This window comes from Pseudomonas sp. NPDC096917, from assembly GCF_044762555.1.
Classification (GTDB): Bacteria; Pseudomonadota; Gammaproteobacteria; order Pseudomonadales; family Pseudomonadaceae; genus Aquipseudomonas.
Genome location: NZ_JBIWEO010000002.1, coordinates 62,759 through 88,039, shown reverse-complemented (window position 1 = coordinate 88,039; position 25,281 = coordinate 62,759). Strand labels below are relative to the sequence as shown.

The 25,281-nt window shown below is 54.4% G+C and carries 21 protein-coding genes, 1 tRNA gene and 1 pseudogene; 8 read left to right on the top strand and 15 right to left on the bottom strand.

Annotation, left to right across the window (positions count from 1 at the left end):
* Positions 1–54 precede the first annotated feature (54 nt).
* Positions 55–1,521: an FAD-dependent tricarballylate dehydrogenase TcuA gene (gene tcuA / locus ACIQYF_RS02585; protein WP_402856442.1), complete on the top strand. Its 1,467-nt coding sequence runs from the start codon at positions 55–57 to the stop codon at positions 1,519–1,521.
* 402 nt (positions 1,522–1,923) lie between these two features.
* On the opposite strand, the pseudogene ACIQYF_RS02580 reads toward tcuA, so the two are convergent.
* Positions 1,924–2,405: pseudogene (locus ACIQYF_RS02580) on the bottom strand (transposase); the annotation flags it as partial.
* A 240-nt stretch (positions 2,406–2,645) separates the two neighbouring features.
* Here ACIQYF_RS02580 and ACIQYF_RS02575 point away from each other — a divergent pair.
* Positions 2,646–3,155: a hypothetical protein gene (locus ACIQYF_RS02575; protein WP_402856439.1), complete on the top strand. Its 510-nt coding sequence runs from the start codon at positions 2,646–2,648 to the stop codon at positions 3,153–3,155.
* 412 nt (positions 3,156–3,567) lie between these two features.
* Here ACIQYF_RS02575 and ACIQYF_RS02570 read toward each other — a convergent pair whose 3' ends face one another.
* The 7 genes from ACIQYF_RS02570 to ACIQYF_RS02540 all read right to left on the bottom strand — a co-directional run bounded on the left by ACIQYF_RS02570 (position 3,568) and on the right by ACIQYF_RS02540 (position 8,618).
* Positions 3,568–3,756: an AbrB/MazE/SpoVT family DNA-binding domain-containing protein gene (locus ACIQYF_RS02570; protein WP_402856436.1), complete on the bottom strand. Its 189-nt coding sequence runs from the start codon at positions 3,754–3,756 to the stop codon at positions 3,568–3,570.
* A 36-nt stretch (positions 3,757–3,792) separates the two neighbouring features.
* Positions 3,793–3,975: a hypothetical protein gene (locus tag ACIQYF_RS02565; protein WP_402856433.1), complete on the bottom strand. Its 183-nt coding sequence runs from the start codon at positions 3,973–3,975 to the stop codon at positions 3,793–3,795.
* Between the two features lie 77 nt (positions 3,976–4,052).
* A complete protein-coding gene (trbL, locus tag ACIQYF_RS02560) occupies positions 4,053–5,333 on the bottom strand; it encodes a P-type conjugative transfer protein TrbL (RefSeq protein WP_402856430.1) in 1,281 nt (426 codons plus the stop codon).
* Between the two features lie 205 nt (positions 5,334–5,538).
* Complete coding sequence (gene trbJ, locus ACIQYF_RS02555; protein ID WP_402856427.1) at positions 5,539–6,297, bottom strand: P-type conjugative transfer protein TrbJ; 759 nt, start codon at positions 6,295–6,297, stop codon at positions 5,539–5,541.
* Between the two features lie 46 nt (positions 6,298–6,343).
* Positions 6,344–6,718 carry a conjugal transfer transcriptional regulator TraJ gene (gene traJ / locus ACIQYF_RS02550; RefSeq protein WP_402856425.1) on the bottom strand — a complete coding sequence of 125 codons (375 nt, stop codon included), beginning with the start codon at positions 6,716–6,718 and terminating at the stop codon, positions 6,344–6,346.
* Positions 6,719–7,135: 417 nt separating this feature from the next.
* Positions 7,136–7,348: a DNA-binding protein gene (locus tag ACIQYF_RS02545; protein WP_153327925.1), complete on the bottom strand. Its 213-nt coding sequence runs from the start codon at positions 7,346–7,348 to the stop codon at positions 7,136–7,138.
* 439 nt (positions 7,349–7,787) lie between these two features.
* Complete coding sequence (locus ACIQYF_RS02540) at positions 7,788–8,618, bottom strand: replication initiator protein A (RefSeq protein ID WP_402856420.1); 831 nt, start codon at positions 8,616–8,618, stop codon at positions 7,788–7,790.
* A gap of 194 nt (positions 8,619–8,812) precedes the next feature.
* Between ACIQYF_RS02540 and ACIQYF_RS02535 the strand changes: the two genes are divergently transcribed.
* Positions 8,813–10,051, top strand: coding sequence for a hypothetical protein (locus tag ACIQYF_RS02535; protein ID WP_402856417.1), 1,239 nt, complete (start codon positions 8,813–8,815; stop codon positions 10,049–10,051).
* Positions 10,052–10,108: 57 nt separating this feature from the next.
* Here ACIQYF_RS02535 and ACIQYF_RS02530 read toward each other — a convergent pair whose 3' ends face one another.
* The 6 genes from ACIQYF_RS02530 to rpsU form a co-directional block, all read right to left on the bottom strand.
* Positions 10,109–11,179, bottom strand: coding sequence for a tyrosine-type recombinase/integrase (locus tag ACIQYF_RS02530; RefSeq protein WP_402856414.1), 1,071 nt, complete (start codon positions 11,177–11,179; stop codon positions 10,109–10,111).
* Between the two features lie 125 nt (positions 11,180–11,304).
* Positions 11,305–11,381, bottom strand: a tRNA-Ile gene (locus ACIQYF_RS02525).
* Between the two features lie 54 nt (positions 11,382–11,435).
* Positions 11,436–14,774, bottom strand: coding sequence for a bifunctional diguanylate cyclase/phosphodiesterase (locus ACIQYF_RS02520; RefSeq protein ID WP_402856411.1), 3,339 nt, complete (start codon positions 14,772–14,774; stop codon positions 11,436–11,438).
* A 122-nt stretch (positions 14,775–14,896) separates the two neighbouring features.
* Positions 14,897–16,747, bottom strand: coding sequence for an RNA polymerase sigma factor RpoD (gene rpoD / locus ACIQYF_RS02515; RefSeq protein ID WP_402856408.1), 1,851 nt, complete (start codon positions 16,745–16,747; stop codon positions 14,897–14,899).
* Between the two features lie 67 nt (positions 16,748–16,814).
* A complete protein-coding gene (dnaG, locus tag ACIQYF_RS02510) occupies positions 16,815–18,770 on the bottom strand; it encodes a DNA primase (protein ID WP_402856405.1) in 1,956 nt (651 codons plus the stop codon).
* 472 nt (positions 18,771–19,242) lie between these two features.
* Positions 19,243–19,458: a 30S ribosomal protein S21 gene (rpsU, locus tag ACIQYF_RS02505; RefSeq protein WP_002551877.1), complete on the bottom strand. Its 216-nt coding sequence runs from the start codon at positions 19,456–19,458 to the stop codon at positions 19,243–19,245.
* A 198-nt stretch (positions 19,459–19,656) separates the two neighbouring features.
* Here rpsU and tsaD point away from each other — a divergent pair, with 198 nt between their 5' ends.
* The gene (tsaD, locus tag ACIQYF_RS02500) at positions 19,657–20,682 is read left to right on the top strand and encodes a tRNA (adenosine(37)-N6)-threonylcarbamoyltransferase complex transferase subunit TsaD (protein ID WP_402856399.1); all 1,026 of its coding nucleotides are present in this window, start codon (positions 19,657–19,659) and stop codon (positions 20,680–20,682) included.
* 42 nt (positions 20,683–20,724) lie between these two features.
* Here tsaD and plsY read toward each other — a convergent pair whose 3' ends face one another.
* Positions 20,725–21,294 (bottom strand): glycerol-3-phosphate 1-O-acyltransferase PlsY, encoded by a 570-nt coding sequence (plsY, locus tag ACIQYF_RS02495; RefSeq protein ID WP_402856396.1) that lies wholly within the window; start codon positions 21,292–21,294, stop codon positions 20,725–20,727.
* A gap of 74 nt (positions 21,295–21,368) precedes the next feature.
* On the opposite strand from plsY, the gene folB reads away from it, so the two are divergent.
* The 4 genes from folB to ACIQYF_RS02475 all read left to right on the top strand — a co-directional run bounded on the left by folB (position 21,369) and on the right by ACIQYF_RS02475 (position 25,088).
* A complete protein-coding gene (folB, locus tag ACIQYF_RS02490) occupies positions 21,369–21,722 on the top strand; it encodes a dihydroneopterin aldolase (protein WP_402856393.1) in 354 nt (117 codons plus the stop codon).
* The gene (folK, locus tag ACIQYF_RS02485; protein WP_402856391.1) at positions 21,713–22,231 is read left to right on the top strand and encodes a 2-amino-4-hydroxy-6-hydroxymethyldihydropteridine diphosphokinase; all 519 of its coding nucleotides are present in this window, start codon (positions 21,713–21,715) and stop codon (positions 22,229–22,231) included. Before folB ends, folK begins: the two co-directional genes overlap by 10 nt.
* A gap of 195 nt (positions 22,232–22,426) precedes the next feature.
* A complete protein-coding gene (gene dbpA, locus ACIQYF_RS02480; protein WP_402857173.1) occupies positions 22,427–23,764 on the top strand; it encodes an ATP-dependent RNA helicase DbpA in 1,338 nt (445 codons plus the stop codon).
* A 145-nt stretch (positions 23,765–23,909) separates the two neighbouring features.
* Entirely contained in the window at positions 23,910–25,088 is a 1,179-nt protein-coding gene (locus ACIQYF_RS02475; protein WP_402856388.1) for an NAD(P)/FAD-dependent oxidoreductase, read from the top strand.
* The last annotated feature ends 193 nt before the right edge of the window (positions 25,089–25,281 follow it).

Genomic DNA, 25,281 nt, shown 5'->3' with positions numbered 1-25,281 from the left:
TCAGGGCAGCACGCTGTGTGGGATATCCGTGTGACAGGTTGATCAGGAGCAACTATGCAGTCTTACGATGTCATCGTGCTCGGTAGCGGTAATGCCGGGCTTTGTGCCGCGCTTTCAGCCCGCGAAAGCGGGGCGCGGGTTGCCTTGCTGGAGCGGGCGCCCCGGGAGCAGCGAGGGGGCAATTCGGCGCACACGGGCGGCGCCTTCCGGGTGGCTTACCAAGGGGTGGACGATCTGCGCCAGTTGATGCCCGACTTGATGGACAGTGAAGTCCAGAACAGTGACTTCGGCAGCTATACCCAGGACGATTTTTTCGGCGAACTGGCTGCCATGAGCCAGTACCGCTCCGATCCGGAGGTGCTCGATACCGTGGTATCCCGGAGCCTGGATACCCTGCGCTGGATGACCGGCAAGGGCGTACGCTTCATGCCCATCTACGGTCGGCAGGCGTTCAAGGTAGATGGCAAATACCGCTTCTGGGGCGGCTTGACCATCGAGGTGTCCGGTGGTGGCCTGGGGCTGGTCGATGCCTTGTTTCGCCGTGTGGAAAAAGAAGCGGTGGATGTGTTCTACGAATGCCGCACGCAACACATCGCGCGCAACCAGGACGGCTCATGGCTGTTGCAATGCGCCGATGGCCAGCAGTTTTCTACGCGCAGCCTAGTTCTGGCCACCGGTGGTTTTCACGCCAATCTTGAATGGCGCACCAAATACCTCGGGCCAGGCTGGGACCTTGCCAAGGTCCGGGGCTCGCGCTACAACACCGGCGACGGGATTCGCATGGCCATGAGCGTCGGCGCAGTGGCTCACGGCAACTGGTCGGGTTGCCACGCGGTGTTTTATGACGTCAATGCCCCGCAAATGGGCGATTTAAACCGCCTGAATCAACAGAAAAATTATTTTCACTTGGGGGTTGTGGTCAATGCCGATGGCAAGCGTTTTATCGATGAGGGGCAGGACTTTCGCAACTACACCTACTCGGGGATGGGCGCACACGTCATGAACCAGCCCGGCGGAGTTGCCTGGCAGATCTTCGATCAGCACACCCATGATCTGCTGCCCGACGAGTACCGGGTGCGCCAAGCGACCCGCATCCAGGCTCAGACCCTGCAAGGGTTGGTGGAGCAAATGGAAGGCATGAATGGCCGTGCCCTGATCCAGACCCTAGACACGTATAACGCCGCCGTGCAGTGTGAGGTGCCCTTCAACCCTGCGATTCGCGACGGGCGCGACACACACGGGCTGGAGATTCCCAAGTCGAACTGGGCCAACCCGCTGGATAGCCCGCCGTTCGTGGCCTACGCCGTGACGTGCGGCATCACCTTCACCTTCGGTGGCCTGAAGGTCGATACCCGCGCCCAGGTGCTGGATGACGAAGATAAACCCATCAGCGGTCTTTACGCCGCCGGCGAGTTGGTAGGCAACCTGTATTACGTCAAATACGCCGGTGGCGCGGGGCTGACCTCAGGCTCTGTACTTGGCCGCATCGCAGGAGCAGAGGCGGCCGTGCAACCTGCCTGAGGTTATTTGCGCTGGCCGCCCGTTCAATGCACCGCCAACGGCCAGCGTGGCTACCGCGGCTGTAAACGGCAGACTCTGGCGCTTGGGCGCGCTCACTGCATAACGTCGGTCGAGGTTTTGCTGATGTGAGCGCGTCGATGGCCAGGCAGCCGGAAACAGGGGATGCGTCTATACAAGACCCTTCTTAGGGTTTGTCTGAAAAGTCGGCTCGCAAGCATTTTTCAATACAGGCCAGTGTAACCATGGCCTTGAAGCTGCTTGCCAACTTGTCGAATCTCGTGAAAAACCGACGTTTTTCTTTGAGCCTACTGAACAATCGTTCGATCACATACGCTTTTTTACTGATGCCAGCCAAAGAGTCGCGCCAAACCTGGCTTCGACTTTCGAGGCATCTTACGCAGTGGTACCCGAAGCACTTCGTCCCTTGGTGAGCAGCTCGTTCACTCTACTTCGCAACCTGAGTAGCTCAACGTCTGGTGTTCACCGCCTGAGACCATGTGCGTAGTAGCCCGAACGGGCAACTTGAAATGCCTCGCACAAGCAGTCAAAAGCCTCATGGGCACTTGGCTGATCGATCAGCGCGTACGCTCGAGATCTTCCGACATCAAGAGCGCGGTGGCCTTTTTTAGTATCGACTTCTCGCGCTCAATGCGAGCAATTCGCGCCTCCAACTCCTGGACTTTTTGCTGCTCTGGAGTCAGGGCCTTGCTCTGAGGCGTGACACCGGTGCGCTCTTTCTGAAGCTGGTCAACCCTGCGGCGCAGAGCCGACTCATCAAGACTCAGTAAACGACTGGCTTCAGTGAAGCTGTAATTCTGCTTGAGCACGAGGTCAGCAGCCTCTCGTTTGAATTCTGGTGAAAAGGTACGGCGTTGCTTGGTCATCTGCTGCTAGTTAACATCTCTGCAACTCAGGGTAGTACGGCCTCTTTGGCCTTTCTCGGTTTCGTGCAGAGACACCTACTACATTGGCTCGTTAGGTGATGCTGTTGGGCGTATTCTAAGTTTAATGGTCTAGTTTGCAGGGTGCATCAGAGCGTTCCCGAAGCTAACTGAGCGACGCTGGTTCCTGTGTTCTCCTGCTATTTTTTGGTCAAGTAAATCGCCCTTTTATGAGGAAAACCGATGAATGATGCCCTTTTGGCTGCAACAGCTTATGCGGCTTCGGCCCCACGTATGGTTGATAAATTTCCAGATAGCGATGTTGACGAACTCTGGATAGCTGATATCAAAGCATGTGTGCCTGCCGGCGAGTGCCGGCTGTTCAGCGATGTAATGTTCGTTGAGTCAAATGGAGCCGTATATATCTTCGGGATTGAGCACGAGGATGGGCGCCCACGGGGCGTCAAGGCAGAGCTAGCGGATAGACAGCAGATTTTCATCGACTTCTTGCGCGAGCAAAATGAGATCATGGATTGCACGACGGGAGGGATAGCGGCTATTTTTCGAGGCTCAGAGTACGCAAGCCAAGCCAAAGCAACCGCGGCATACATGACTCATCGAGAGCATCTGACGGATCTGGCTTTGGGCTACCGAAATAGGGAAGGTGAGTACGTGTGCGAAAAACTCGAAGAAGAGCACGGTTTTCTGGAAAATGCCCGAGCCATATTGTCCTTTGACGAGCTTGATCGTTAGTTCAGAACTGCCGCAAATAGCACAGTGATTGAAGCGGCCTCAATATGGTGTTGGCATGTGAAAGCATCATCGGGATCACTCGATGTCCCAGAAAGTCACGCTCATCCATCATTTTTGATTGGCGAAGCCGTCAAAGGCTAATAGCATTGTGTGTGAGCGCGAAACCAGTTGCTTCTAGCGGCTATAACTGGCGTAGGAACCCCGTCGATGGCTGGAACATCAGCGTAGGGTGAGACCTCCACATACCCCGCATGAGGGGGTGCCAAAATATTTCATGCTTCAAGTTCAAGGTCCACTATTAAATTGGCCCTTTTTCTTTGCCTTCAAAAAACGTATAGCGCTCGCAAATTAGTTAGTCATGTCACTTGAGAACGGTTTTACCTAGCACGGACAATGGCAAGGTTTGAGGCGCTTAGGCTGATGGGGGAGTGTAGATTTTCTGTTTCAGAACAATCGAGCCGTCAATCACCTCGACGGTAAAGACGTCCCCGAGACCCCAACCCATTTTTTCAAGTAGTTCTGGCGGAAAATCGACTATGAAATCACCACTTCCATCTTCGGTGTCTTGGAATCTGACTGTCCAGGCTTCACTTTTGGTCATGGACTAGATCTCATTTCATACAGGTAATTTAGCTGATCAGCATGTCCCAGCATTGGTTTGAGTCTTAAGATCCGGCTCGGAATCAACCTGTTTGAGGATTTCCAGAAAAAAACCTCGCGAGCTGAGCGTGTGACGAGTAACCATAATTGGTAGTTCTGCCGGGATACCATCATCGTCATCGAGAAAAATCGGTGCGCCTGGGCTGTTATCAGTATTCATTTTGAAGGCTTCCTTATCGGCTGAGGGTTGTGTAAGCGTTCTAATTCACACGACCCTCGTTCGTAATATCCGGAGGTCTAATCTTGAGGAGGCTTCTTGTTCACGAAGGCCTGTACCTCGTCATCATCCCCGGCTCCGACGCTATCACCATCAAACATAGGTACATGGCTTGGAGGTTCAGCTTTCGCTGCCGAGCTAAGCTTAGTATGCGCACCATCTGGGGCGTTGGTAAATCCGCCCCCAGTTCCCATGGCCTCCGAGAAGCTTGAGAAACCACCTCCTGCGGCATTGTTTGACTCTTGAGATCCGCCAAAGTCGAACCCTCCGCTGTCAGTCTCCGTGGAAGACATGCCCATCTGTGCGGATTTGAACGCCGCTGACAGCGCAGAAATGCCTCCAGTCGCCTGTGTGGCACCAACCAAGGCTGAGGCCCCTGCAGAGGCGGCAGCGGATGCTGCCATCGTTGCAGCACCTATGGCCGCCCCAGCTCCAAAGCTGCCGATGCCGGAAGATTGCCCTCCTGAACCCACTATCCCAGCAAGCATAGGTGGCAACTTGTTAACCAGGGTGAGCAGAACAACAGATGCTACGAGCAGAACGCACAAACTGTTCAGGTCGGGCGTTCCGGCCTTAAACGCTGTGTAGTACTGGTCTATGAAAGATTTTCCGATGCCTATCAGCAAGATCATTGTGAAAAGCTGAATACCAATGCCGAGTACTGCTTTGTAAAAGCTGATCGCAATATCTGAGGTCCAACGGCTTCCTCCGAACCCTAATAAAAAAACTCCGGCGTATGCCAGAAGCCATGCAGATACGAGTAGCAGCAGCATATTCACTGCAATGAGGGCTAGGACTACTAATACCACTATTGCAGCCACGAGCATTACTGCAGAAACAACCGGAGACAGCAGGGATGCTGATTCACTGACTTTCGACAAAATACTGAAACCGATATCGACAATCCCTGATGGGGAAAGTCCATTGCCGAGACCTGAAGCTTCGGCACTGATGGTGCGCATGGTGTTGATAATGGACAAAGATATGGCCGGACCGTTTATCAATAGCCACCAGAAAAAACCAAGTGTTCCAAAAAACTTTATGGTTTCGGCGAAAAATTCCTGTATATCCGCTCGTCGCAGAGCCATGAACCCATACGTCCAAACCATGCTCACGAGCGCCAAACTCCAGAATAGCCAAGTGGCCGCACTAAGAATTTTGGATTGCCAAGTAATGGCCACTGCAGAGAAGCTATCTAGGATTTGGTTCAGCATATTCCCACTGTCCAAGTCTGCAGCCTGAACAGCTTGTGCGCTGATGAGTGAAGCGAGCAGTAGGTGAGTCGAAATGAGCTTTTTCATGCGTTCACCATTGTCTGTCGTTGCTTTGGGTGTTTTTGTGGCTTAGCGCGCAAGCATCTCTAATCGTTTGCTGATCTGTTTTAGTAAGCCCTGTGGGGTCGTCGTTACACTTCAGCCTCTTCGAGCGGTGCTGCTCGTTGCATCCACTTAGGAGAGCAATCAGCAGGGCAATGCAGGTTAAGGTTCGACAGTGCATATATGCTCCTTACCAGAACCTTTCAGCGCTCTGGCTGTTATTGCCCGAGAGAGCATGTTGGTCGGCAGCCTGTTGCTGTGATTCTCGATCACCTGCTATCTGAGCTTCAGTAGCTACGGAACTTTGCTGAGCGACGAGCAAGCTTCGGATTTGTATGAGCTGATTGGCTTGGGCACTAGCCAGTTGGTTAGCCGATTGGATTGCTTGCATTTGCCCCTCAGCGTTGACGGCTTGGCGCTGCATGTTTGCCAAGTTATTGGCATCCCGTTGTAGGGTGTTTTGTTGGCGATCAACGCTCATCAGAAGGGCGTCGGTGCTGAGTTTTCGGGCAGTGCTGGCCTCTGCACGGGCAGTGACGATGGCCCGTTGATCCTGAACTGAGCAAGCTTGAGCCCCAAAGCAAGGAGACGCTGAATAATGTGAGGTGTCCTGAAATTTGGATAAGTAGTCTTCGATGCTGCCCGCTTGGTTCCTGTAGTAACTGAGGGTGTTCTGAGCCTCCAGCAGCTTTGTTATCGTTTGATCTGCCCGATCCCATATATAGGATGAAGGTGCAACAGTGTTCTGCAGCATATTTTCGTACTGCATTAGCTGAGTTTGGTACTGCTCAATCTGCTTTACGACAGCGGCGACACTCTGCATTGCACTGATTGTGGCCTGCCCCAAATTCAATCCGTCGGCAACTGGTATGCCTGCAAGAGTTGGTTGGAGGTGTGTTGTTGCGATTGCCAGTAAACACCCACCGATAAAACCTTTGGTTTTGTTCATGGGAGCTCCAAGGAAGAACACGAAATAATTGCGTTATTTTTAGCAGCTAAAATTTTAAGGACTGCACCAAGTGCAGCATTTCGCTCTGGTTAGCCTCGATGCGCTTTAACAGCGCCCTCACTACGCCGGGTGTCCAAACACGACCGGTGATGGCTAGCTTGGTGTCATCAGTCAGCCAGAGCTTTAAAAGACCCCCTAAGCGCCCTTGGTCAGCATTAACCTTTGCGAGCTGATGCACGCACTGCGAGTCGATTGTTCCTTTGATTACGTACCCAAGGCTAAGGCGGCGGAGATATTCCGCCACAGTTAGGCTTGCTCGGGCTGCATTTTCTTTAATAACTATTTCTTCGCTGGCCAAGACGGGAACTCTCAAGTGTTTGCCATGTTTCCTTGAGTTCGCTCGGGATCTATTCGATTGCATCAGATACTTCTCCTGTCGTAACGATGATGTTTTTCTCGCGGTAGCGAGATGCCTCGCAGAGCAAGAAAGCGTTGAGTGCCGCTAGGCGCGAATAAGGGATAGTGGAATTAGCTATCCGGCTTGCCGGTTGGCTAACTTCACCTATCTTGCCCTGCACCTTAACGTTCTATATCCATTCTTCTGGCGTTCATCTTAAAGTCACAAAAGCGTTGTTATTAAGTAACCCTGCGTTGTTTTAGCGATAACTGATCGTTACCCAAAATAGAGCTGTTCACAAAAGTTTAGGCACCTGCCTAACCCGAGTTCTGCCCCCCTAGTGTCAAAAGGTAGCTGCCTAATACTGCAATAGTCGGAGATAAGCGGTGGTATCCAGTTCGAATGAAGCTTGATTGTTGTATTGCTAACACTTGAGGGGCTTCAACTCTCGTCAATGAGCCGAGCAACGCCAACAGCAAGGAAATACACGCGGCGTCCGAGCTTCTTTTTCTCTGCGCTAAGTCGACGACCGAGATCACTATCTTGGCGAATAGTAAAGCGCAGGCCGTCTGGCGAACGGCCAAATAATTCAGCGACTTGGCTGAGTGTCATAAGTGGCCCGTATTTCTCTACCAGATATTGTTCGGTGCTCATTGCTGGACTCCTATTAGTGCCGTAAGTAAAGCAATACTAGGGTGAGTTATCGCTAGGATCAGCTGAGAGATATGACATCTAGGGTTTACCTTTCTTTCAGCACAACTGTATGTTTTTTGAGCAGATCTGATTAGGCTTCACCGGGTTAAAAGATTACCCCCGTTAAAATAGTTAAAGACGCGCGCATGTTAAGGAGGCTCAAGAGCTTATTCCCCGAGGGGTGTAAGACAGATTTGGCCCCTAAATCCGCGAGGAGTGCTGCCCCTGAATCCGCGATAGGTCGCCCCTGAATCCGCGAAGCCTGACGCCCCCGAATCCGCGAAACAAATGAGTTCATATCTGGGAAGGTTGTGGATAACTACAGTTTTTTTGACTTTGACAGAAGCAATGTGTGGCCTTTTTGCGGGAGCAGCCCAGTTAAATCTGGATAGTTATCTGCTCATCTGCCACTGAATAAAATTTCGTTTGGGCCTAAAATCGTAATTCTATACTCAGGTAAATTATCTGCCTTGCTTGCATAATTTATGGCTTCCCGGAATTTTCGTAGGCGAGCTGTGGTGCTGCCACATTTGCTCGCCAGGGTGGCTAGTGAAACTTTCCACATCCCTTGTCTTCCTACGTGTTTACGCGCGATCTCGTATAGCCGGCGCTCAAGCGGCTTTCTTAGCAGAAAATACTCTGAAGGGATGGTCAATACCTCCTTGGCCTCAATAGCGTTATAGAGCCATTGGGATAGTGTCATTTCGACCGCGACCATTCTTGCGTCTGTAGAGGATCTTTCAATAATACGATAGTTATCTATAAGCCCAAATGAACTCGTACTCTTGAACCCTGAGGTACAGATGTTTGTCTTCAGGCTCGTTCCCTTTAATCGATCAAGTCCGTCTCGCATAGCCTGATAGTCTTCTCCTCTCACCCCCCGATGCGTTGCCATCAAGTAGTCATAGGCTACGAATTTAACAGTTCGGGAGGTTGGAAACCCTGAATTGATACCTGCCAATAACTGGCTGGTTGCATATATCAGTATGTCTTTGTCTCTTATCGTAGCTCTACCATAGAGCGATGGTATCACTTCTACGCTTTTGCGACCGTCCACACTGCTCCAACGCCAAATTTTTAAGTCTTCCCGGGTTGCCAGCGAGAATATCGGTGCTTCCATCGTTGCTTGATCATCTTTAAAAGAGTAGTTGCTCATGGTGCACAGGAAAAAATCTAACTGCTCCATATTTGAGGAGTCGGTAAGCGTTTTTATTCCTTCATTGGCTGGCATCAAGGGCATCTTTATCGCGCAAACATCAATTGATATGCCCTGAAAGTAGGCATAGGAGAGCGGGTTGAATTTTTATATGCGGTAATAGCCATGAATTTCAGTCCGGAGTATAGGAGGTCACTAGCGGTATCATCCAGAAAGCAGTATGGTTAGACAGCGGTAAAATATGAAAATCGGCGTTTACAGGGGGTAAGATGGGCACCAATTTTGATCAAATTTATATTTATGATAATTGTGATGCCCAAATCGCTACGGGCATTAGATGCTTTTTATCTCGAATTGAGGGGCATAGCACTACTTCGAAATCAAAGTCAGTTTGGAAGTTGCTAGGAAATTGCCTCGACGAAGATGCAATCCGATTTGCAAGGCTTTATCCAGATTGGCAAATATCCGCTCTTATACTTGAGCATGGTGGTTTGTCAAAACTGGGGAGCTGTTGGAGTGATCATGTATGTCACATAGCTGCGCAGGACTACGCGGTTGCAAAGAGTCTTTGGAAAAATGATGGTCAGGATGACTTGATCGCGTTTGTGGAGACGCTTGAATCTTTGAGCGATACGATGGCGATGGCAATAGCACAGACTCCTGGAGAAATCACACTCAAGGAGCCAGGAATGCTACGGGGTGGGATGAGGATCAAGGCCTATTCAAAAGCTGAGCGGCACTTTCCCTACTGCGAGCTTTGTTGGAGGTTGAGTGAGGCCGCGCGAGATGAGTTTGCAGAGGCGCCATTGTCGTCCACTCTTAGCGAGACTCGTAGAAAGAAGGTGATGGAGAAAGACGAAGAGGAAGGGATCGGTAGCTTACGCTTCTGTTCTGTACATAATCCAAGTGATCCTGATTCTAGGTATCGTGCAGCTCATCGATATCGCGATTGTTTTTGGCGAGAAATAGAAACGTGCAGAAAGCGCTTTTTAATTGCACGTAAATCTATTTTATCAAGTTGTATTGATTCTCCCTCCTCCCTTGGAGTCCAGGTGCATTTGCTTTCTGATAACGGCCTGAGTCGGGATGAAGTTGTTGCAGTTACGAGGTTGCCTGAGTCTGTAGTCGATAGTATTTTGGCTAGATATGAATGTACAGAATATCAAAAGCTAATTGAAAAGGAGTCGCAGTTTCCATTTGCAGACCACACTTTTATTCGTCAGGCGGCCTATTTAGTAGCTCATGATGATTTGGCTGGTTTGGTCGAGTTGGAAAAGGTTCAGCCCGGCCTGGTCCTAGAGGCGCTTGGCGATGTTATTGCAGAAGCCTTTAATCGTAAACTCTCACTACAGAGCAGAAATATAGCACGGCTGGTGTTGGAGGGGCTGACTCCGTCTGATATTGCGGGTAGGTTAAACATTTCGCGTCAATTGGTCCATAACACCACTAAGAGAGAATTAGTGGAGATTTACCGTAAGTTTTTGATCCTAACCCGCGATGCGGGCTAGTCTACTTAAGAGTTTTTTAGCACAGGTCCTTCTAGGTGTTGTTATATGCCTGCGGCTTTAACTGTTACTGCGTAAATCCTTAAGCCCATCAAGCTTAATAACAAGGTCCTCGGCTCGAAGATGTGTGTATCGTTTGAGCATCTGCATCGATTTGTGGCCACTAATGGCTGAAACCTCTTGGTCAGATAGCCCTCCTTCGACAAGTCTGCTGACTGCCTCATGACGGAGATCGTGAAACCTAAAGTCAGGTAGGTCCAGCGTCTTCTTTAACTGACCCCAAATTTTCGTGAAGGTATATGGTCGACGTTTCCCGTCCTTCCCAGGCTCACCAAAAAATACCAGATTGCAGTCGATTGGTCGCACCGGGTTGTGCATCGCGGCTTTGAATACTTCAGTAGCGCGCTTGCTCAGTGGAACGGTTCGAGATGAGTCGTTCTTTGTGTCTGAGAGGCGTATGACACGCTTTGCCAAATCCACCTGAGGCCGCCGTAGGGATGAAATCTCAGACGAGCGCATACCCGTTTCCAAAGCGATGCATACAATCCAGCCCAGCATAGGGTTGCTGTGTCGATTCACGGCGGCGAGCAAATGGCGTTCTTCCTCCGGCGAGAGTCGACGATCACGACCATCTCCCGGGCTTGGCTTGCGAATGTTCAGCACTGGATTGAATGTCAGGCCCAATCCCCACTCCTGAATAGCGACGGTGTACAGGTGGCTCAACAGAGCCAACTCTAGGCGCACAGTGTTGTTACTGATGTTTCCAGCGCGGCCGGGCTCACTCAGTCGCTTGTCGCGATAGCCAGCAATGATTTCTGCAGAGAGGGCAGCGAGAGAGTATTTGCCCAGATGCTCTATGAGCTTCTTGGCTTTGGTAAGTTCACCGCGCTGGGTGCTGGGCTTCTTGGTGGGGGTGATGTCGCTCAGGTAGCGCTTGAGTGCAGCCTCAAGAGTCATCTTCTCCGAGCCGCTGCGTTGGATGTAAACGCCTCTGACCATTTCGTCTTCGGTACGTCGAGACCAGTCCTCCGCGTCACGCTTGGTGCGGAAGGTTTTAGCCACGGTAGGCCAGCCAGTTTTGCGAATCAGTGCCTTCCAGGTGCCGGAAGGTGTTTTGACGAGTGTTGCCATTAGAGGGTGCTCCTAGGCGGCTGGCGAACCAGCACTGTACCTAATTTGTACCCTTGGAGCGTAGGACTGTAAAAACAGTGACCACCCCAGAAACACGAAAGCCGCGCAGTGCGCGGCTTTGAGTATGGTGGGCCCAGTAGGACTCGAACCTACGACCAAGGGATTATGAGTCCCCTGCTCTAACCAACTGAGCTATAGGCCCTCAGTAGGCCGCGGATTATAACGATGGTTTTGCACGAGTGCTATCCGAAAAGTCTTAAATAGAGGTACGAAGAAATGTCTCTGCGAATTCTGTCGCACTTAAAGGCACGCTGATGAGGTAGCCCTGGATTTGCTCGCAACCCTCTGCCGCCAGAAATGCTTGTTGTGCCGGGGTTTCGACGCCTTCGGCAATGATGCTGAATTGCATGCTGCGCCCCAGGGCTATGATGGCGCGCACGATGGCTGCGTCGTGCGGGTCGTCGGGTAGGCCGCGGATGAATGACTGGTCGATTTTCAGGGTGTCCAGCGGTAAGCGCTTGAGGTAACTGAGGGAGGAGTAGCCGGTGCCGAAGTCGTCGATGGTCAGTTGCACTCCCAGATTTTTGAGCTGATGCAGGACATCGAGCGCTTCTTCGGTCTGGCTCATGATGGAGTTTTCAGTGATCTCCAGTTGTAAGCAGCCGGGTTTTAGGCTGTAGGTTGTAAGCAGTTGCTGGATACGACCGAGCAGTGTTGGCTGATGCAGTTGCGCCCCTGCGAGGTTGACGGAGACAGGGCCAAAAGGTTCGTGGGTCTGATTCCAGAGGTGCATTTGTTGGCACGCGCGCTCGAGTACCCAGTCGCCTATGGGGATGATCATGCCGTTTTCCTCGGCCAACAGAATGAAACGCTCGGGCGAGATTTCTCCCAATGTGGGGTGGTGCCAGCGAATGAGCGCTTCGGCACCGATCAGTTGCATGTCGTGCAGGCTGATTTTGGGTTGGTAGAACAATGACAGTTGGCCGCGCTCCTGTGCTCTGCGTAGTTCTTGTTCCAGGACCACGCGCACACTGGCCTGTGAGCTCAGGTCGTGGGTATAGCGCTCAACACGGTTGCGGCCTTTGAGTTTGGAGCGGTACATCGCAGCATCGGCGTTTTTGACCAGTGTGGCCACGTCTATACCGTCTTGCGGGTAGATGCTGATGCCAATGCTGGCGCTGATGAACAGTTCGTACTCTCCGGCGCTGAAAGGGGCGTTGAAGCAGGCCAGCAGTTTGTTGGCGATCAGTTCGGCGTCGTCAGGCTGCTTGAGGCCTGGCAGCAGGATGATGAACTCATCACCGCCAAGGCGTGCAACGGTGTCGATATCGCGCAGGTATTTTTTCAGGCGTGTAGCGATGCCTTTGAGCAGCAGGTCGCCGACGGGGTGGCCTAGGCTGTCATTGATGTTTTTGAAACGGTCCAGGTCAAGAAACAAGATGGCACCCCGTGTGCCGTCGCGCTTCTGGTCAGTAAGGACTTGCTGTAATCGGTTGTCGAACAGAAGGCGGTTGGGCAGGTTGGTCAGCGGGTCGTGGTGGGCCTGGTGGTCCAAGCGTGCCTGGGCGCGTTTGATGCTGGATATGTCGGCAAACACGGCGACATATTGCGTCACGTGTTTATCGCTATTGAGCACGGCGCTGATGGTTATCCAGCAGGGGTAGTTCTCACCATTTTTACGTTTGTTGCAGATCTCGCCTTGCCAGTGACCATCTTGTGAAAGCTGGTGCCACATGGCGGTATAGAACGCACTGTCGTGTTGGCCCGAGGCCAGAATGCGGGGTGTTTTGCCCAGGGCTTCGCTTTCGCAATAGCCGGTGATTTCAGTGAAGGCCCGATTAACGGCAGTGATCTCTTGCTGCGGGTCGGTGAAGAGGATGCCTTCGGCTGTGCTTTCAAACACGGTGGCTGTCTGCAGCAGTTTTTCCTGCATTTGATGGCGTTCGGTGATGTCGCGGGCGATGGTCAGCATGCAGCATTCGCTGCCAATCATCAGTTTGCTGCTGGAGATTTCACAGCGCCGGATCTGCCCGTCCTTGCGCCGTATATGGCAGGTGTAATCTCGGGCAAAGCCATTTATTTCCAAAAGTTTTACTAGCCCTTTGCGTTGCTCGGGATCGACCCACAGGTGCAGGTCCAGGGTTGAGCGATACAGAGACTCGGCACTGTCATAGCCGCTGAGGCGGGTGAAGCCTTCGTTCACTTCGATCAGCAGGCCATCGCTTTGCCTGCTGAGTAACAGACCATCTGGCGATGCGTGGAAGGCTTTGGCGAACTTTTCTTCGGACAGTCGCAAGGCTTCTTCGGTTTTTTTGGTTTCGCTGATGTTGATCATCAGCCCACGCAGCACAGTGGGTTGGTGCTGGCTGGTGAGGCTGACAATGTCCCGTACCCACAGAGTTGTACCGCCAGTGGTGAGGACTCGGTAGTCAACGCTGTAGTTGTGCCTGGTGTTGATTTGCGTATCGCAATAAGCCTTGATTCTGGCCAGTTCGTCCGGGTGCACAATGCTGTCCCAGAAGCCCGGTTTTAACCAGTCGCTCATGGGGTATCCGAGCAGGGCTTCGGCTTGTGGCGATACGTAGGTGTAGGTGTAGGTGTTGTCGTTGAGCCGGGCTTCCCAGGCGATGGCTGATAGATTTTCGATCAGGCCTCTGTAGTGATATTCGCTGCTGCGCAGTGCTTGCTCGAGATCCACCCGCCGGGAGATTTCGCAGCTCAGGCGTCGATTGATGCGTATGAGCGCGACCATAATGGCGATCAACAGCACGATGGCTGGGAGTACATAGAACAGGAGAGTGTGCCACAGGGGGCCATAGTCGCTGGTGCTCCCGATCCAGTGCTCTTGCAGGGACTGGGTTTCACTGGGGCTCATGTCGGCCAGCACTTTGTCGAGCAGCGAAAGCAACGTGGTTTCGCTTTTAGGCACTGCCATTGCCATTTGATAGCGGTAAGGCGTTTCGCCGCTGACGTAGAGACCATCGAGCTTGAGTTGGCGCAGGCTCCACACGCTTGAGGCCAGGTCTCCAACCATGGCGTCCACTTGGTCGGTGGCCAGCGCTTGCAGCGCGGAACTGACGTTAGGGAGCGCAACGATGTTCAGGTCTGGGTGTTGAACCTGCAGCAGTTCGTGGGGGGCATAGTTTTCGACGACGGCAATTTTGAGGCCGTAGAGGTCATTAATGTTTTTGGGGCTGGCGCCACCTTTGTGGGCCAGGATGACAATGGGGAAGTCGAGATACGGGCGTGTGAAGCCCAAGGTCTTTTGCCGTTCGGGGGTCGACATAATACTGGGCAGCCAGTCGACTTGGTTGTCATTGGTTAATTTCAGCAAGGTGCCCCAGCTATGCGGCTCCACCAATTTGACGGTGATCCCAAGCCGCTCTTTGATCAGCTTTACATAATCAGCGGTTAGCCCGGTGTAGTTGCCTTGCTCATCACGGAACTCAAAAGGTGGCCACGTAGCGTCTACACCAAGGCGCAGTTCGTGGTGGGTTTTAAGCCATTGCTGTTCTTCGTCGGTAAACGTCAGGGCTGCAACCGCTGAGTTCCAGGCAAGAAGCGATAGAGACAGAAGTACTAGCAGTCGTGACATGCGCTTCTCGTTTTACGCTCGAATAAGGCGAGTGTAGACGGGCTATGGCGCGGGGGGGCGGCGGGAAGGGAGATTGTGAGGGCTATAAAGCAAAACCCCCGGCAGGGCCGGGGGTTTTGGGATCACTCGTCGAGGAAGGAGCGCAAATGCTCGCTTCTCGTCGGGTGGCGCAGCTTGCGCAACGCTTTGGCTTCGATCTGACGAATCCGTTCACGGGTAACGTCGAACTGCTTACCAACCTCCTCAAGGGTGTGGTCGGTATTCATATCGATACCGAAGCGCATGCGCAGTACTTTGGCTTCACGTGCAGTGAGGCCGCCCAGTACGTCGCGTGTTGCTTCTTTAAGGCTCTCAACAGTGGCTACATCGATTGGCGACTGCATAGTCGAGTCTTCGATGAAGTCACCCAAATGGGAGTCTTCGTCATCACCGATCGGGGTTTCCATGGAGATCGGCTCTTTAGCGATCTTCAATACCTTGCGGATTTTGTCCTCAGGCATTTCCATGCGTTCGCCCAGCTCTTCCGGGGTCGGTTCACGGCCCATTTCCTGCAACATCTGGCGGGAAATACGGTTGAGCTTGTTGATCGTCTCGATCATGTGCACCGGAATACGGATGGTGCGGGCCTGGTCGGCGATCGAGCGAGTGATCGCCTGACGGATCCACCAGGTGGCATAAGTCGAGAATTTGTAGCCGCGGCGGTATTCAAACTTGTCTACCGCTTTCATCAAGCCGATGTTGCCTTCCTGGATCAGGTCGAGGAACTGCAAGCCACGGTTGGTGTACTTCTTGGCGATGGAGATCACCAGACGCAAGTTGGCTTCAACCATTTCTTTCTTCGCGCGGCGGGCCTTGGCCTCGCCGATCGACATGCGACGGTTGATGTCCTTGATCTCGGCAATCTTCAAGCCGGTTTCTGCTTCCAGGGCAGACAGCTTTTGCTGGCAACGGATGATGTCCGGTTGCAGGCGACCAATGGCTTCAGCGTATTTGCTTTTGCCTTTGGCCAGCGCGTCGCTCCAGCTTTCGTCGACTTCGTTGCCCGGGAACAGGCGCAGGAAGTCGGTACGCGGCATGCGTGCATCACGTACACACAGCTGCATGATGGCGCGCTCTTGTGCACGCAGACGCTCCAGGGCGCTGCGAACACGCTCAACCAGGCCTTCGAATTGCTTCGGGACCAGTTTGATCGGCATGAACAGTTCGGCCAGTGCGACCAGCTCGGCAATTGCTTGCTTGCTGTCACGACCGTGCTTTTTCAGTGCCTTGCGAGCGGCTTCCATCTGATCGGAGACCGCACCGAAACGCTGCGCTGCGATGATCGGATCCGGGCCACTTTCGACTTCTTCCTCGTCTTCAGTAGCGGTTTCGGCTTCGTCATCGTCGCTGTCGTCGTCAGCTTTTACAGCTTTCGGGTCGATAGGCGGCGGCACTTCGGCAGCAGGTGGCGCAATGCCGTCGTCCGGGTCGATATAACCGCTCAGAACGTCGGACAGGCGACCACCTTCGGTGGTGACGCGAGTGTACTCGGAGAGAATATGGTCAACCGTGCCAGGGAAGTGCGCAATTGCGCCCATCACTTCGCGGATGCCCTCTTCGATACGTTTGGCGATTTCGATTTCGCCTTCACGTGTCAGCAGTTCTACGGTGCCCATTTCACGCATATACATGCGCACAGGGTCAGTAGTACGACCAATATCGGTTTCTACTGCCGCCAACGCTGCGGCTGCTTCTTCAGCAGCGGCTTCGTCGGTGTCAGCATCGGCCAACATAAGGGCGTCCGCATCCGGAGCACTCTCGTGTACGGGGATCCCCATGTCATTAATCATGCGGATGATGTCTTCCACTTGCTCCGGATCTGAAATATCTTCGGGCAGGTGGTCGTTGACCTCTGCGTAAGTCAGATATTTCTGCTCACGGCCGAGGGTGATCAACTCTTTGATACGAGACTGTTGTTGCGCTTTTCCGGACATAACACCCTATCCACTGAAGGTCTTGGCGGGCAAAAAACAAGCCGAGGATTATACCTTAGCTATGACCTCACGCGCCAGTTGAGGTCGGGTTTGATGCTGGATTATTGCGACTCAATAGGTCGCGTAACTCATTTTTCTCCTCGGTACTAAGCTCGCCTTGACGTGCTTTTCGAAGAAGTTGCTCTAGATTTCGTTCGCGTTGACGCGCTGACAGGCTAGTTATGGTGTCAAAAAATTGTTGTTCAAGGTTATCAGCATCAATTAGCCATTCCTTTTCCAGCAGTCTTTGCAACAGGCGGCCCTGTTCGGTGCCATGCCAGCGTGACAACAGCTGTATAGAGCTTAGCTTAGGATTTTTCTGTACGGCCTCGACCAAAGCAATCAACAGCTGATTGTTTGTCTGATCTTCTGCGGCAAAGTGCCCGGCGTCTTCTACTTTTTTTGCCAGCTGCGGGTGATGCAGCAGTGTGCGTAGGGCTGTCAGCGTGGGCGGCTCAACGCCGACCGGAATCCAGGCTTGTTCACGCTCGCCGCCCCGTTTGCCTTTTTTGTCCCAGGGCTTGTTTTCCCACTTCTTGCCGCCAGCGCCAGGCTTTTTCGGTGTCCATTCCTGCTGGGGGATGTACAGGTCCGGTTGCTGGAAATCGCTATAGTCCGGCATGGCATCGTAATCAAAGCCGGGGTCGTAAGTCGGTTGTGCCTGGGGCTTGGCGGGCGCACTTTGCGCCAGCTGGCTGACGGTTTCACTGCTCAGGCCGGTAATTTCGGTCAATCGTTGGCGCATCAGAATGCGCAGATTGGCGCCCGGGACTTTGTCGATTAGCGGGGCTGCCAGCGTGGCCATGTGGGCCTTGCCTTCCAGTGAGCGTGGGTCTGCTTCTTCGGTCAGTTGCTGGAAGAAGTAATCGGCCAGCGGCTGCGCGTGCTGGTTGATGCGGGCCTTGAAAGCGTCTGTGCCTTCGGATCGCACCAGTGTGTCCGGGTCTTCGCCTTCGGGCAAAAACAGGAAGCGTGCGCGACGTCCGTCCTGCAGGCAGGGCAGTGTCGCCTCAAGGGCGCGCCAGGCAGCATTGCGGCCAGCCTGGTCACCGTCAAAACAGAATAAAACGCTGGGCACCACGCGAAACAAACGTTTCATGTGTTCTTCGCTAGTGGCGGTGCCAAGGGTGGCGACAGCGTTGCGCAGGCCTTGTTGGGCCAGCGCAATCACGTCCATATAACCTTCCACCACGATGATTTCATCGAGGCTGCGGTTGAACTTGCGTGCCTCGAACAGCCCGTACAGTTCCTGGCCTTTGTGAAACACCGGAGTTTCCGGGGAGTTCAGGTACTTGGGTTTGTCGTCGCCCAGCACTCGGCCGCCGAAAGCAATGATGCGGCCACGGCTGTCGCGTATCGGGAACATAACGCGGTCACGGAAGCGGTCGTAACGTTTTCCGGTCTCGGCGTTTTCGACCAGCAGTCCGGCATCAATCATGGCCTTTTGCTGCAGGGTGTCGCTGCTCAAGTGCTTGTACAGGTTGTCCCAGCCCGGCGGGGCGAAGCCCAAACCAAAGTCGCGGGCGATTTCACCGGTCAGGCCGCGACCTTTGAGGTATTCGACGGCGGCTTTTCGCGCAGGATGGCTTTTAAGTGCTTGCCGGTAAAAGTCGGCTGCAGCTGTCAGAAGCGGGTAGAGCGGTGAGTCGGTGGGCTGTCGGGGTTTGTGTTGGCGGCCGCTTTCTTCTCGTGGGATTTCCATGCCGGCGGCTTTGGCCAGCTCTTCGACGGCCTGAGGGAAATCCAGGTTGTCGTGATCCATGATGAAGCCGAGGGCGTTACCGCCAGCGCCGCAGCCAAAGCAGTAATAAAACTGTTTGTCGGGGCTGACACTAAAAGACGGCGTTTTTTCTTTGTGGAACGGGCAGCAGGCCGTGTAGTTCTTGCCTGCTTTCTTCATTTGCACGCGCGAACTGACGACATCGACGATATCGGTGCGGTTCAGAAGGTCGTCAATAAAGCTCTGGGGGATTAACCCGGCCATGGCGTTCTCGTCATCACGGTGCAGAAATTATCCCAGTTGAGGGGCTTGGTCATGATGGCGTGCACGGGAGTGCGCTGCGCGATCGTGTGACGTCTGCTCAATCATTTTTGGGGAAGTGTATCTGTCGAATCTCTTCTGACTAACGTTTTAATCAGTGCGAATGTGTTCGATAGGTGTCGCGCTCTGAGTCCGGATTGACCTGAGGTGGGTCTCGGATAGCTCATAAGCAGGTACAGGAGAAGTACCTTGGGCTGATCGTCTTTAGGAGAATCAGAGGAGTGTGCTCGTCGGTAGCCTTGTTAGGCTCGTCAGTAAAGACGTGCACCGCTGGCTGAAAGCCAGGTCTGACGTGGTGTTGCGCTTGTCGCGGTCGCATCTGCGGCCTTGACGGTAGAGCGTGTAACTTGCTGCAACTGCCTACGGCCCGGCTTTAGGCCGGGCTTGGCAGAAGCTTGCAACGAACGTCTGTGTATTAGTACAGACGAACGGCGCGGCGCTGCTCGCGCTGAACTTTCTTCGCGTGACGCTTAACAGCTGCTGCTGCTTTGCGCTTACGCTCAGAAGTCGGCTTCTCGTAAAATTCGCGGCTGCGAACTTCAGCCAGTACACCGGCTTTTTCGCAGGAGCGCTTGAAACGACGCAGAGCTACGTCGAAGGGTTCGTTCTCTTTTACTTTGACGGCTGGCATCCAGAGCTACCTTCATTCATTACCGGGGTCAACGTCTCAAGGCAAAATCGCGTTGGAGGACGTCGGTTTTTAAGGGTTGCGGATGTTAACCCCTCATCGCCCGGAATGCAAAGCCTCTGATCGAAAACCGCTGGCCGGGGGCGGGAGTGGCGACTATTATGCGCGCCTTCGAATTTAGCCTCTACAAGGCGTAAACCCATGCTAGTACTGGGATTAGAAACCTCCTGCGACGAAACCGGCGTCGCGCTATACGACAGTGAACGCGGGCTCTTGGCCGATGCGCTGTTCAGTCAGATCGACCTGCATCGCGCCTATGGCGGAGTGGTTCCGGAGCTGGCTTCCAGGGATCACGTCAAGCGCATGTTGCCCTTGATTCGTCAGGTGTTGGCTGAGGCCGACTGCGTGCCCACAGAAATTGACGCGATTGCCTATACAGCGGGTCCGGGATTGGTTGGAGCCCTTTTGGTTGGGGCCTCTTGCGCTCAGGCCTTGGCATTTGCCTGGGGCATTCCAGCCCTTGGGGTGCACCATATGGAAGGCCATTTGTTGGCGCCGATGCTGGAAGAGCAACCGCCAGAGTTCCCGTTCGTCGCTTTGTTGGTGTCGGGTGGTCATACACAGTTGGTTCGCGTGGATGGCATCGGTGTGTACGAGTTGTTGGGCGAGTCGCTCGATGATGCAGCCGGCGAAGCCTTCGACAAAACCGCGAAGATGATGGGGCTCAATTACCCGGGCGGTCCTGAGATCGCGCGATTGGCGGCACAAGGCGTTGCGGGGCGCTTTGTGTTCCCGCGGCCAATGACTGATCGCCCTGGGCTGGAATTCAGCTTTAGCGGTCTTAAGACCTCTGCTCTAAACACCTGGCAGCGCTGTGTGGCGGCGGGGGACGATACCGAGCAAGCGCGTTGCGACATCTCATTGGCGTTTCAGCAGGCGGTGGTTGAGACGCTGACCATCAAGTGCAAGCGGGCGCTCAAGCAAACCGGCATGAAACGCCTGGTGATTGCGGGCGGGGTAAGTGCCAACAAGGCGCTGCGTGCGTCTCTTGAGAACATGCTCGGCGATATGAAGGGGCAGGTGTACTACGCGCGGCCAGAATTCTGCACCGACAATGGCGCGATGATTGCGTTTGCCGGTTGCCAGCGTTTGCTGGCGGGTCAGCATGAAAGCCTGGCAATCAGCGTGCAGGCGCGTTGGCCGATGGAGCAGTTGAAGCCGCTGTAAGTGTTGGGTGGGCTACGCGTGAGCCATTTTCATTCGCCCAATTCAGAAATGCCGTTCGCGCCCCGCCATTAGGTCGCGTAAATTGCTGCGGTGCCGCCAGACGATAAGCATCGTCAAGGCGCTCATGGGCAGCAGGGCTGCGGGTTCTTGCCAGGCCAGCAATGGCAGGGTGAGGGGGGTGGCAATCAGTGCGGCGAGTGAGCTGGTGCGGCTGACCTGAAAGGTCAGCAGCCAGGCGACAACGGCCAGCAGCGCGGCGGGCGGGTAAAGTCCCAGCAGCATGCCGGCGGCAGTGGCCACGCCCTTGCCGCCGCGAAAGCGAAAGTACAGCGGATACATGTGCCCGACAACGGCGCAGGCGCCAATCCAGGCTTGTTCATGGAGCGTGCAGCCAAGTTGATAGGCCAGTAATACCGGTAAAAGCCCTTTGCACAGATCGCCGAGCAAGGTCAGGATGGCGAGCTTTTTACCGGCCAGGCGCAACATGTTGGTTGCGCCGGCATTGCCTGAGCCACTCATTCGCGGGTCGGGATTTCCCGTCAGGCGGCTGAGCAAAATGGCGAAGGACATAGAACCAAGCAGGTAGGCGAGGATCGCCAGTAACCAAAACATGCTAACTATTCCGGGCAAGGACGCCCTGATTCTAACGGCGCATTGCGCCCTTGTCGTGCTGCGGAGAAGAGTGCTTGGACAGAGTGTTTATCGAAGGCCTGGAAGTCGACACTGTTATTGGTGCTTATGACTGGGAGCGCGGCATCCGTCAATGTCTGCGGCTTGATCTGAGTTTTGCGTGGGACAATCGCCCGGCTGCTGCCGGAGACGATCTCACGCTGGCTCTGGACTACGCGAGCGTGTCATCCCGCATTCAGGCGTTTGCCGAGGAAGCTCAATTCCAGCTGGTCGAAACGTTTGCTGAGCGTTTGGCGCAAGTGTTGATGAGTGAATTCAATATTCCCTGGTTGCACCTCAAGCTGACCAAGCCCGGCGCCGTTGCGGCGGCCACAGGCGTGGGCGTGGAGATTGAGCGCGGATGCCGCTAACAGAGGTTTATCTCGGGCTTGGCAGTAATGTTGAGCGTGAACAGCACTTGTGCGCCGGATTGGATGCGCTGGCTGATTTTCTGCTGGGCATGAAGTGCTCTGCGGTGTTTGAAAGCCAGCCGGTGGGCATTAAAAGCGGGCCTTTTTTCAATTTGGTGGTGTCGGCAAAAACCGATTTGTCATTGGTTGATTTAAGCCGGCGTTTAAAGCTGATCGAGGCGGATAACGGGCGTTACGCGCACGATCGCAAAGGCTTGCCGCTGGACATCGACGTGTTGTTTTACGGCGATCTGGTTGGCAACTTTGAGGGATTGACCCTGCCGCGTGCAGAAATTCTCAAGAATGCTTTTGTGCTGTGGCCGTTGTCATTGATGGCGCCAGACAAGGTGCATCCGGGCGTAGGTAAAACCCTTGCCCAGATGTGGACTGATGCGCAAATCGACCAAGTATTGGCGCCGGTTGCGTTTGAGTGGCGGGGCGTGCCATTGACGCCAGCAGCGATGCTTTGAAATAGAATGCCCCCGTGGCGCACAGCCGCCTCCGCTTGGGCGAGTCCATGTAATTACAGAATCCTGGGCGACTTCTCGTCCAGAATGTTCTGGCATTGGGCGCAGGGCTGTTACACTGCGCGACATTTTGTTTTGCAGGCCAGTCCCGTGACCACCATTGCCACCGCTTTTAACACTCTGCCTTTGTCCGCCGCCATGTTGGCTAACCTCGACTCCCTCGGTTATGCCCAGATGACGCCGATTCAGGCGCAGAGCTTGCCGGTGATTCTCAAAGGCATGGACCTGATCGCTCAGGCCAAGACCGGCAGTGGCAAAACCGCTGCATTCGGCATCGGCCTGCTGAACCCGATCAACCCGCGCTTCTTCGGTTGCCAGGCGCTGGTGATCTGCCCAACGCGTGAACTGGCTGACCAGGTGGCCAAGGAAATCCGCCGTCTGGCCCGCGCCGAAGACAACATCAAAGTGCTGACCCTGTGTGGCGGCGTGTCGTTCGGCCCGCAAATCGGCTCGCTGGAGCACGGCGCGCACATCATCGTTGGCACGCCGGGCCGAATCCAGCAGCACTTGCGCAAAGGCTCGCTGGTCCTCGACGGTCTGAACACGCTGGTGCTCGACGAAGCAGACCGCATGCTCGACATGGGTTTCTACGACGCCATCGAAGACATCATTCAGCAGACCCCTGAACGTCGCCAGACCCTGCTGTTTTCGGCCACCTACCCGGTGGGCATCAAGCAGCTGTCGTCCAAGTTCATGCGCAACCCGCAACAGGTCAAAGCTGAAGCGCTGCACACCGACAGTCAGATCGAACAGCGTTTCTACGAGATCTCGCCAGAAGAGCGCATGAGCGCCGTGACCAAAGTGCTGGGGCACTTCCGTCCGCAATCGTGCGTAGCGTTCTGCTTTACCAAGCAGCAGGTGCAGGAAACCGTTGATCACCTGACCTCCAAAGGCATTTCTGCGGTCGGCCTGCACGGCGATCTGGAACAGCGCGACCGCGATCAAGTGCTGGCGATGTTTGCCAACCGTTCGACGTCGGTGCTGGTGGCGACTGACGTAGCGGCCCGTGGTCTGGACATCGACGCACTGGACATGGTGATCAACGTTGAGTTGGCCCGCGACTCGGAAATCCACATTCACCGCGTTGGCCGTACCGGTCGCGCAGGGGAAAAAGGCATTGCGATCAGTCTGGTGGCGCCGTCCGAAGCGCACCGCGCCCAAGCCATCGAGCAATTGCAGAAAGCCCCGCTGAACTGGGAATCGCTGGATTCGCTCACCTCTCAGGGCGGCGCACCTTTGCTGCCAGCCATGAGCACACTGGTGATTGGTGCAGGCCGTAAAGACAAGGTTCGCCCTGGCGACATTCTTGGCGCACTGACGGGCGACGCGGGTATCCCGGGCGCCCAGGTCGGCAAAATCGCGATCTTTGACTTCCAGGCTTATGTGGCCGTAGACCGCACTATTGCCAAACAAGCTGCCCAGCGCTTGAGCGACGGCAAAATCAAAGGCCGTTCGCTGCGCGTTCGGGTGTTGTAAGCCCGCCGCACAGCGCTTCCCTGTGGGAGCTGGCTTGCCAGCGATAGCAGCACCTCGGTAATTCAGATGTATCGAGGTGTTGCATCGCTGGCGAGCCAGCTCCCACAGTGGTTTCTACCCAGACATATTTTTTGAGGACACCGCTTTGCGTACCACCGACGTTGTGATTATTGGCGCTGGCGCCGCAGGCTTGATGTGCGCGCTGACCGCTGCCGGGCGTGGGCGCAAGGTGATGCTGATCGACCACGCCAACAAGGCGGGCAAGAAGATCCTGATGTCGGGCGGTGGCCGTTGCAACTTCACCAATATGTACACCGAACCGAGCAACTTCCTGTCGCAGAACCCGCACTTCTGCAAGTCGGCATTGGCCCGTTACACCCAATGGGATTTCATCGAACTGGTGAGCAAGCACGGCGTGCCTTACCACGAGAAAAAGCTCGGCCAGTTGTTCTGCGATAACAAGTCCAGCGACATCCTTGAAATGCTCCTCAGCGAGTGCCAACAGGCAGGCGTCAGCCTGCACCTGGATACCTCGGTCGAGCAGATCGAGAAAACCGATACCGGCTACAGCCTCAAGACCACGCTGGATCAGTTGAACTGCCGGTCGTTGGTGATCGCCACCGGTGGCCTGTCGATTCCGACCCTCGGCGCCACCGGGTTTGGTTATCAAGTGGCTAAACAATTTGGCCACACCTTGCTGCCGACCCGCGCCGGGTTGGTGCCGTTCACCATTACCGATCAGCTCAAAGCGATCTGCACCGAACTTTCGGGCACCTCGGTGGACTGTCTGGTGAGCTGCAACGATCAAAGCTTTCGCGAGAACATTCTGTTCACCCACCGCGGCCTGAGTGGTCCGGCGATTTTGCAGATATCCTCGTTCTGGAACAGTGGTGACACGGTTGAGATCAACCTGCTGCCGGATCTGGACGCGCTGAGCTGGCTGCAAGCCCAACAGGCTGAGCGTGGGAACAGCGAACTGAAAACCCTGCTCGGTGAAATCTTCACCAAGAAGATGGCTAATTTGCTGGCTGAACACTGGTTTGTGTCCAAGCCAATGAAGCAGTACACCCCGACTGAACTGGCTGAGGTGGCGGACAAACTGGCGAGCTGGAAAGTCGTGCCCGCCGGGACCGAAGGCTACCGCACAGCCGAAGTGACCTTGGGCGGGGTTGATACCCGCGAGGTGTCGTCCAAGACGATGGAGTCGCTGAAAAGCCCAGGACTGTATTTTGTCGGTGAGGTGCTGGACGTAAGCGGCCACCTGGGGGGGTTCAACTTCCAGTGGGCGTGGGCTTCGGGGTATGCGGCGGCGCAGTTCGTTTGACGTTGTTGGTTGTGTAGCCGCTGCCGAAGGCTGATAAGAGTCGAAGGGCCTTTGCTTTGTAAATGCGCGACCGCGTCGCGCTGGATCGCAGCCTGGGGCGGCGACTACAGGAGTGAGGCTAAAAATATTTTCTGTTCGATGTGAACAGTGCCATTGCACTAGCGTCTTATCTGGCTCAATTTAGCGAATCACG

Coding starts and splice junctions, on each gene's coding strand:
- plsY (WP_402856396.1), bottom strand. CDS start 21,294: ATGTTTTGGTTACTGGCGATCCTCGCCTACCTGCTTGGTTCTATGTCC.
- folK (WP_402856391.1), top strand. CDS start 21,713: ATGCCGCTAACAGAGGTTTATCTCGGGCTTGGCAGTAATGTTGAGCGT.
- ACIQYF_RS02530 (WP_402856414.1), bottom strand. CDS start 11,179: ATGGCAACACTCGTCAAAACACCTTCCGGCACCTGGAAGGCACTGATT.
- tcuA (WP_402856442.1), top strand. CDS start 55: ATGCAGTCTTACGATGTCATCGTGCTCGGTAGCGGTAATGCCGGGCTT.
- rpsU (WP_002551877.1), bottom strand. CDS start 19,458: ATGCCAGCCGTCAAAGTAAAAGAGAACGAACCCTTCGACGTAGCTCTG.
- ACIQYF_RS02565 (WP_402856433.1), bottom strand. CDS start 3,975: ATGAATACTGATAACAGCCCAGGCGCACCGATTTTTCTCGATGACGAT.
- ACIQYF_RS02520 (WP_402856411.1), bottom strand. CDS start 14,774: ATGTCACGACTGCTAGTACTTCTGTCTCTATCGCTTCTTGCCTGGAAC.
- tsaD (WP_402856399.1), top strand. CDS start 19,657: ATGCTAGTACTGGGATTAGAAACCTCCTGCGACGAAACCGGCGTCGCG.
- dbpA (WP_402857173.1), top strand. CDS start 22,427: ATGTTGGCTAACCTCGACTCCCTCGGTTATGCCCAGATGACGCCGATT.
- dnaG (WP_402856405.1), bottom strand. CDS start 18,770: ATGGCCGGGTTAATCCCCCAGAGCTTTATTGACGACCTTCTGAACCGC.
- ACIQYF_RS02575 (WP_402856439.1), top strand. CDS start 2,646: ATGAATGATGCCCTTTTGGCTGCAACAGCTTATGCGGCTTCGGCCCCA.
- ACIQYF_RS02545 (WP_153327925.1), bottom strand. CDS start 7,348: ATGAGCACCGAACAATATCTGGTAGAGAAATACGGGCCACTTATGACA.
- ACIQYF_RS02540 (WP_402856420.1), bottom strand. CDS start 8,618: ATGCCAGCCAATGAAGGAATAAAAACGCTTACCGACTCCTCAAATATG.
- ACIQYF_RS02570 (WP_402856436.1), bottom strand. CDS start 3,756: ATGACCAAAAGTGAAGCCTGGACAGTCAGATTCCAAGACACCGAAGAT.
- traJ (WP_402856425.1), bottom strand. CDS start 6,718: ATGCAATCGAATAGATCCCGAGCGAACTCAAGGAAACATGGCAAACAC.
- trbL (WP_402856430.1), bottom strand. CDS start 5,333: ATGAAAAAGCTCATTTCGACTCACCTACTGCTCGCTTCACTCATCAGC.
- rpoD (WP_402856408.1), bottom strand. CDS start 16,747: ATGTCCGGAAAAGCGCAACAACAGTCTCGTATCAAAGAGTTGATCACC.
- ACIQYF_RS02535 (WP_402856417.1), top strand. CDS start 8,813: ATGGGCACCAATTTTGATCAAATTTATATTTATGATAATTGTGATGCC.
- trbJ (WP_402856427.1), bottom strand. CDS start 6,297: ATGAACAAAACCAAAGGTTTTATCGGTGGGTGTTTACTGGCAATCGCA.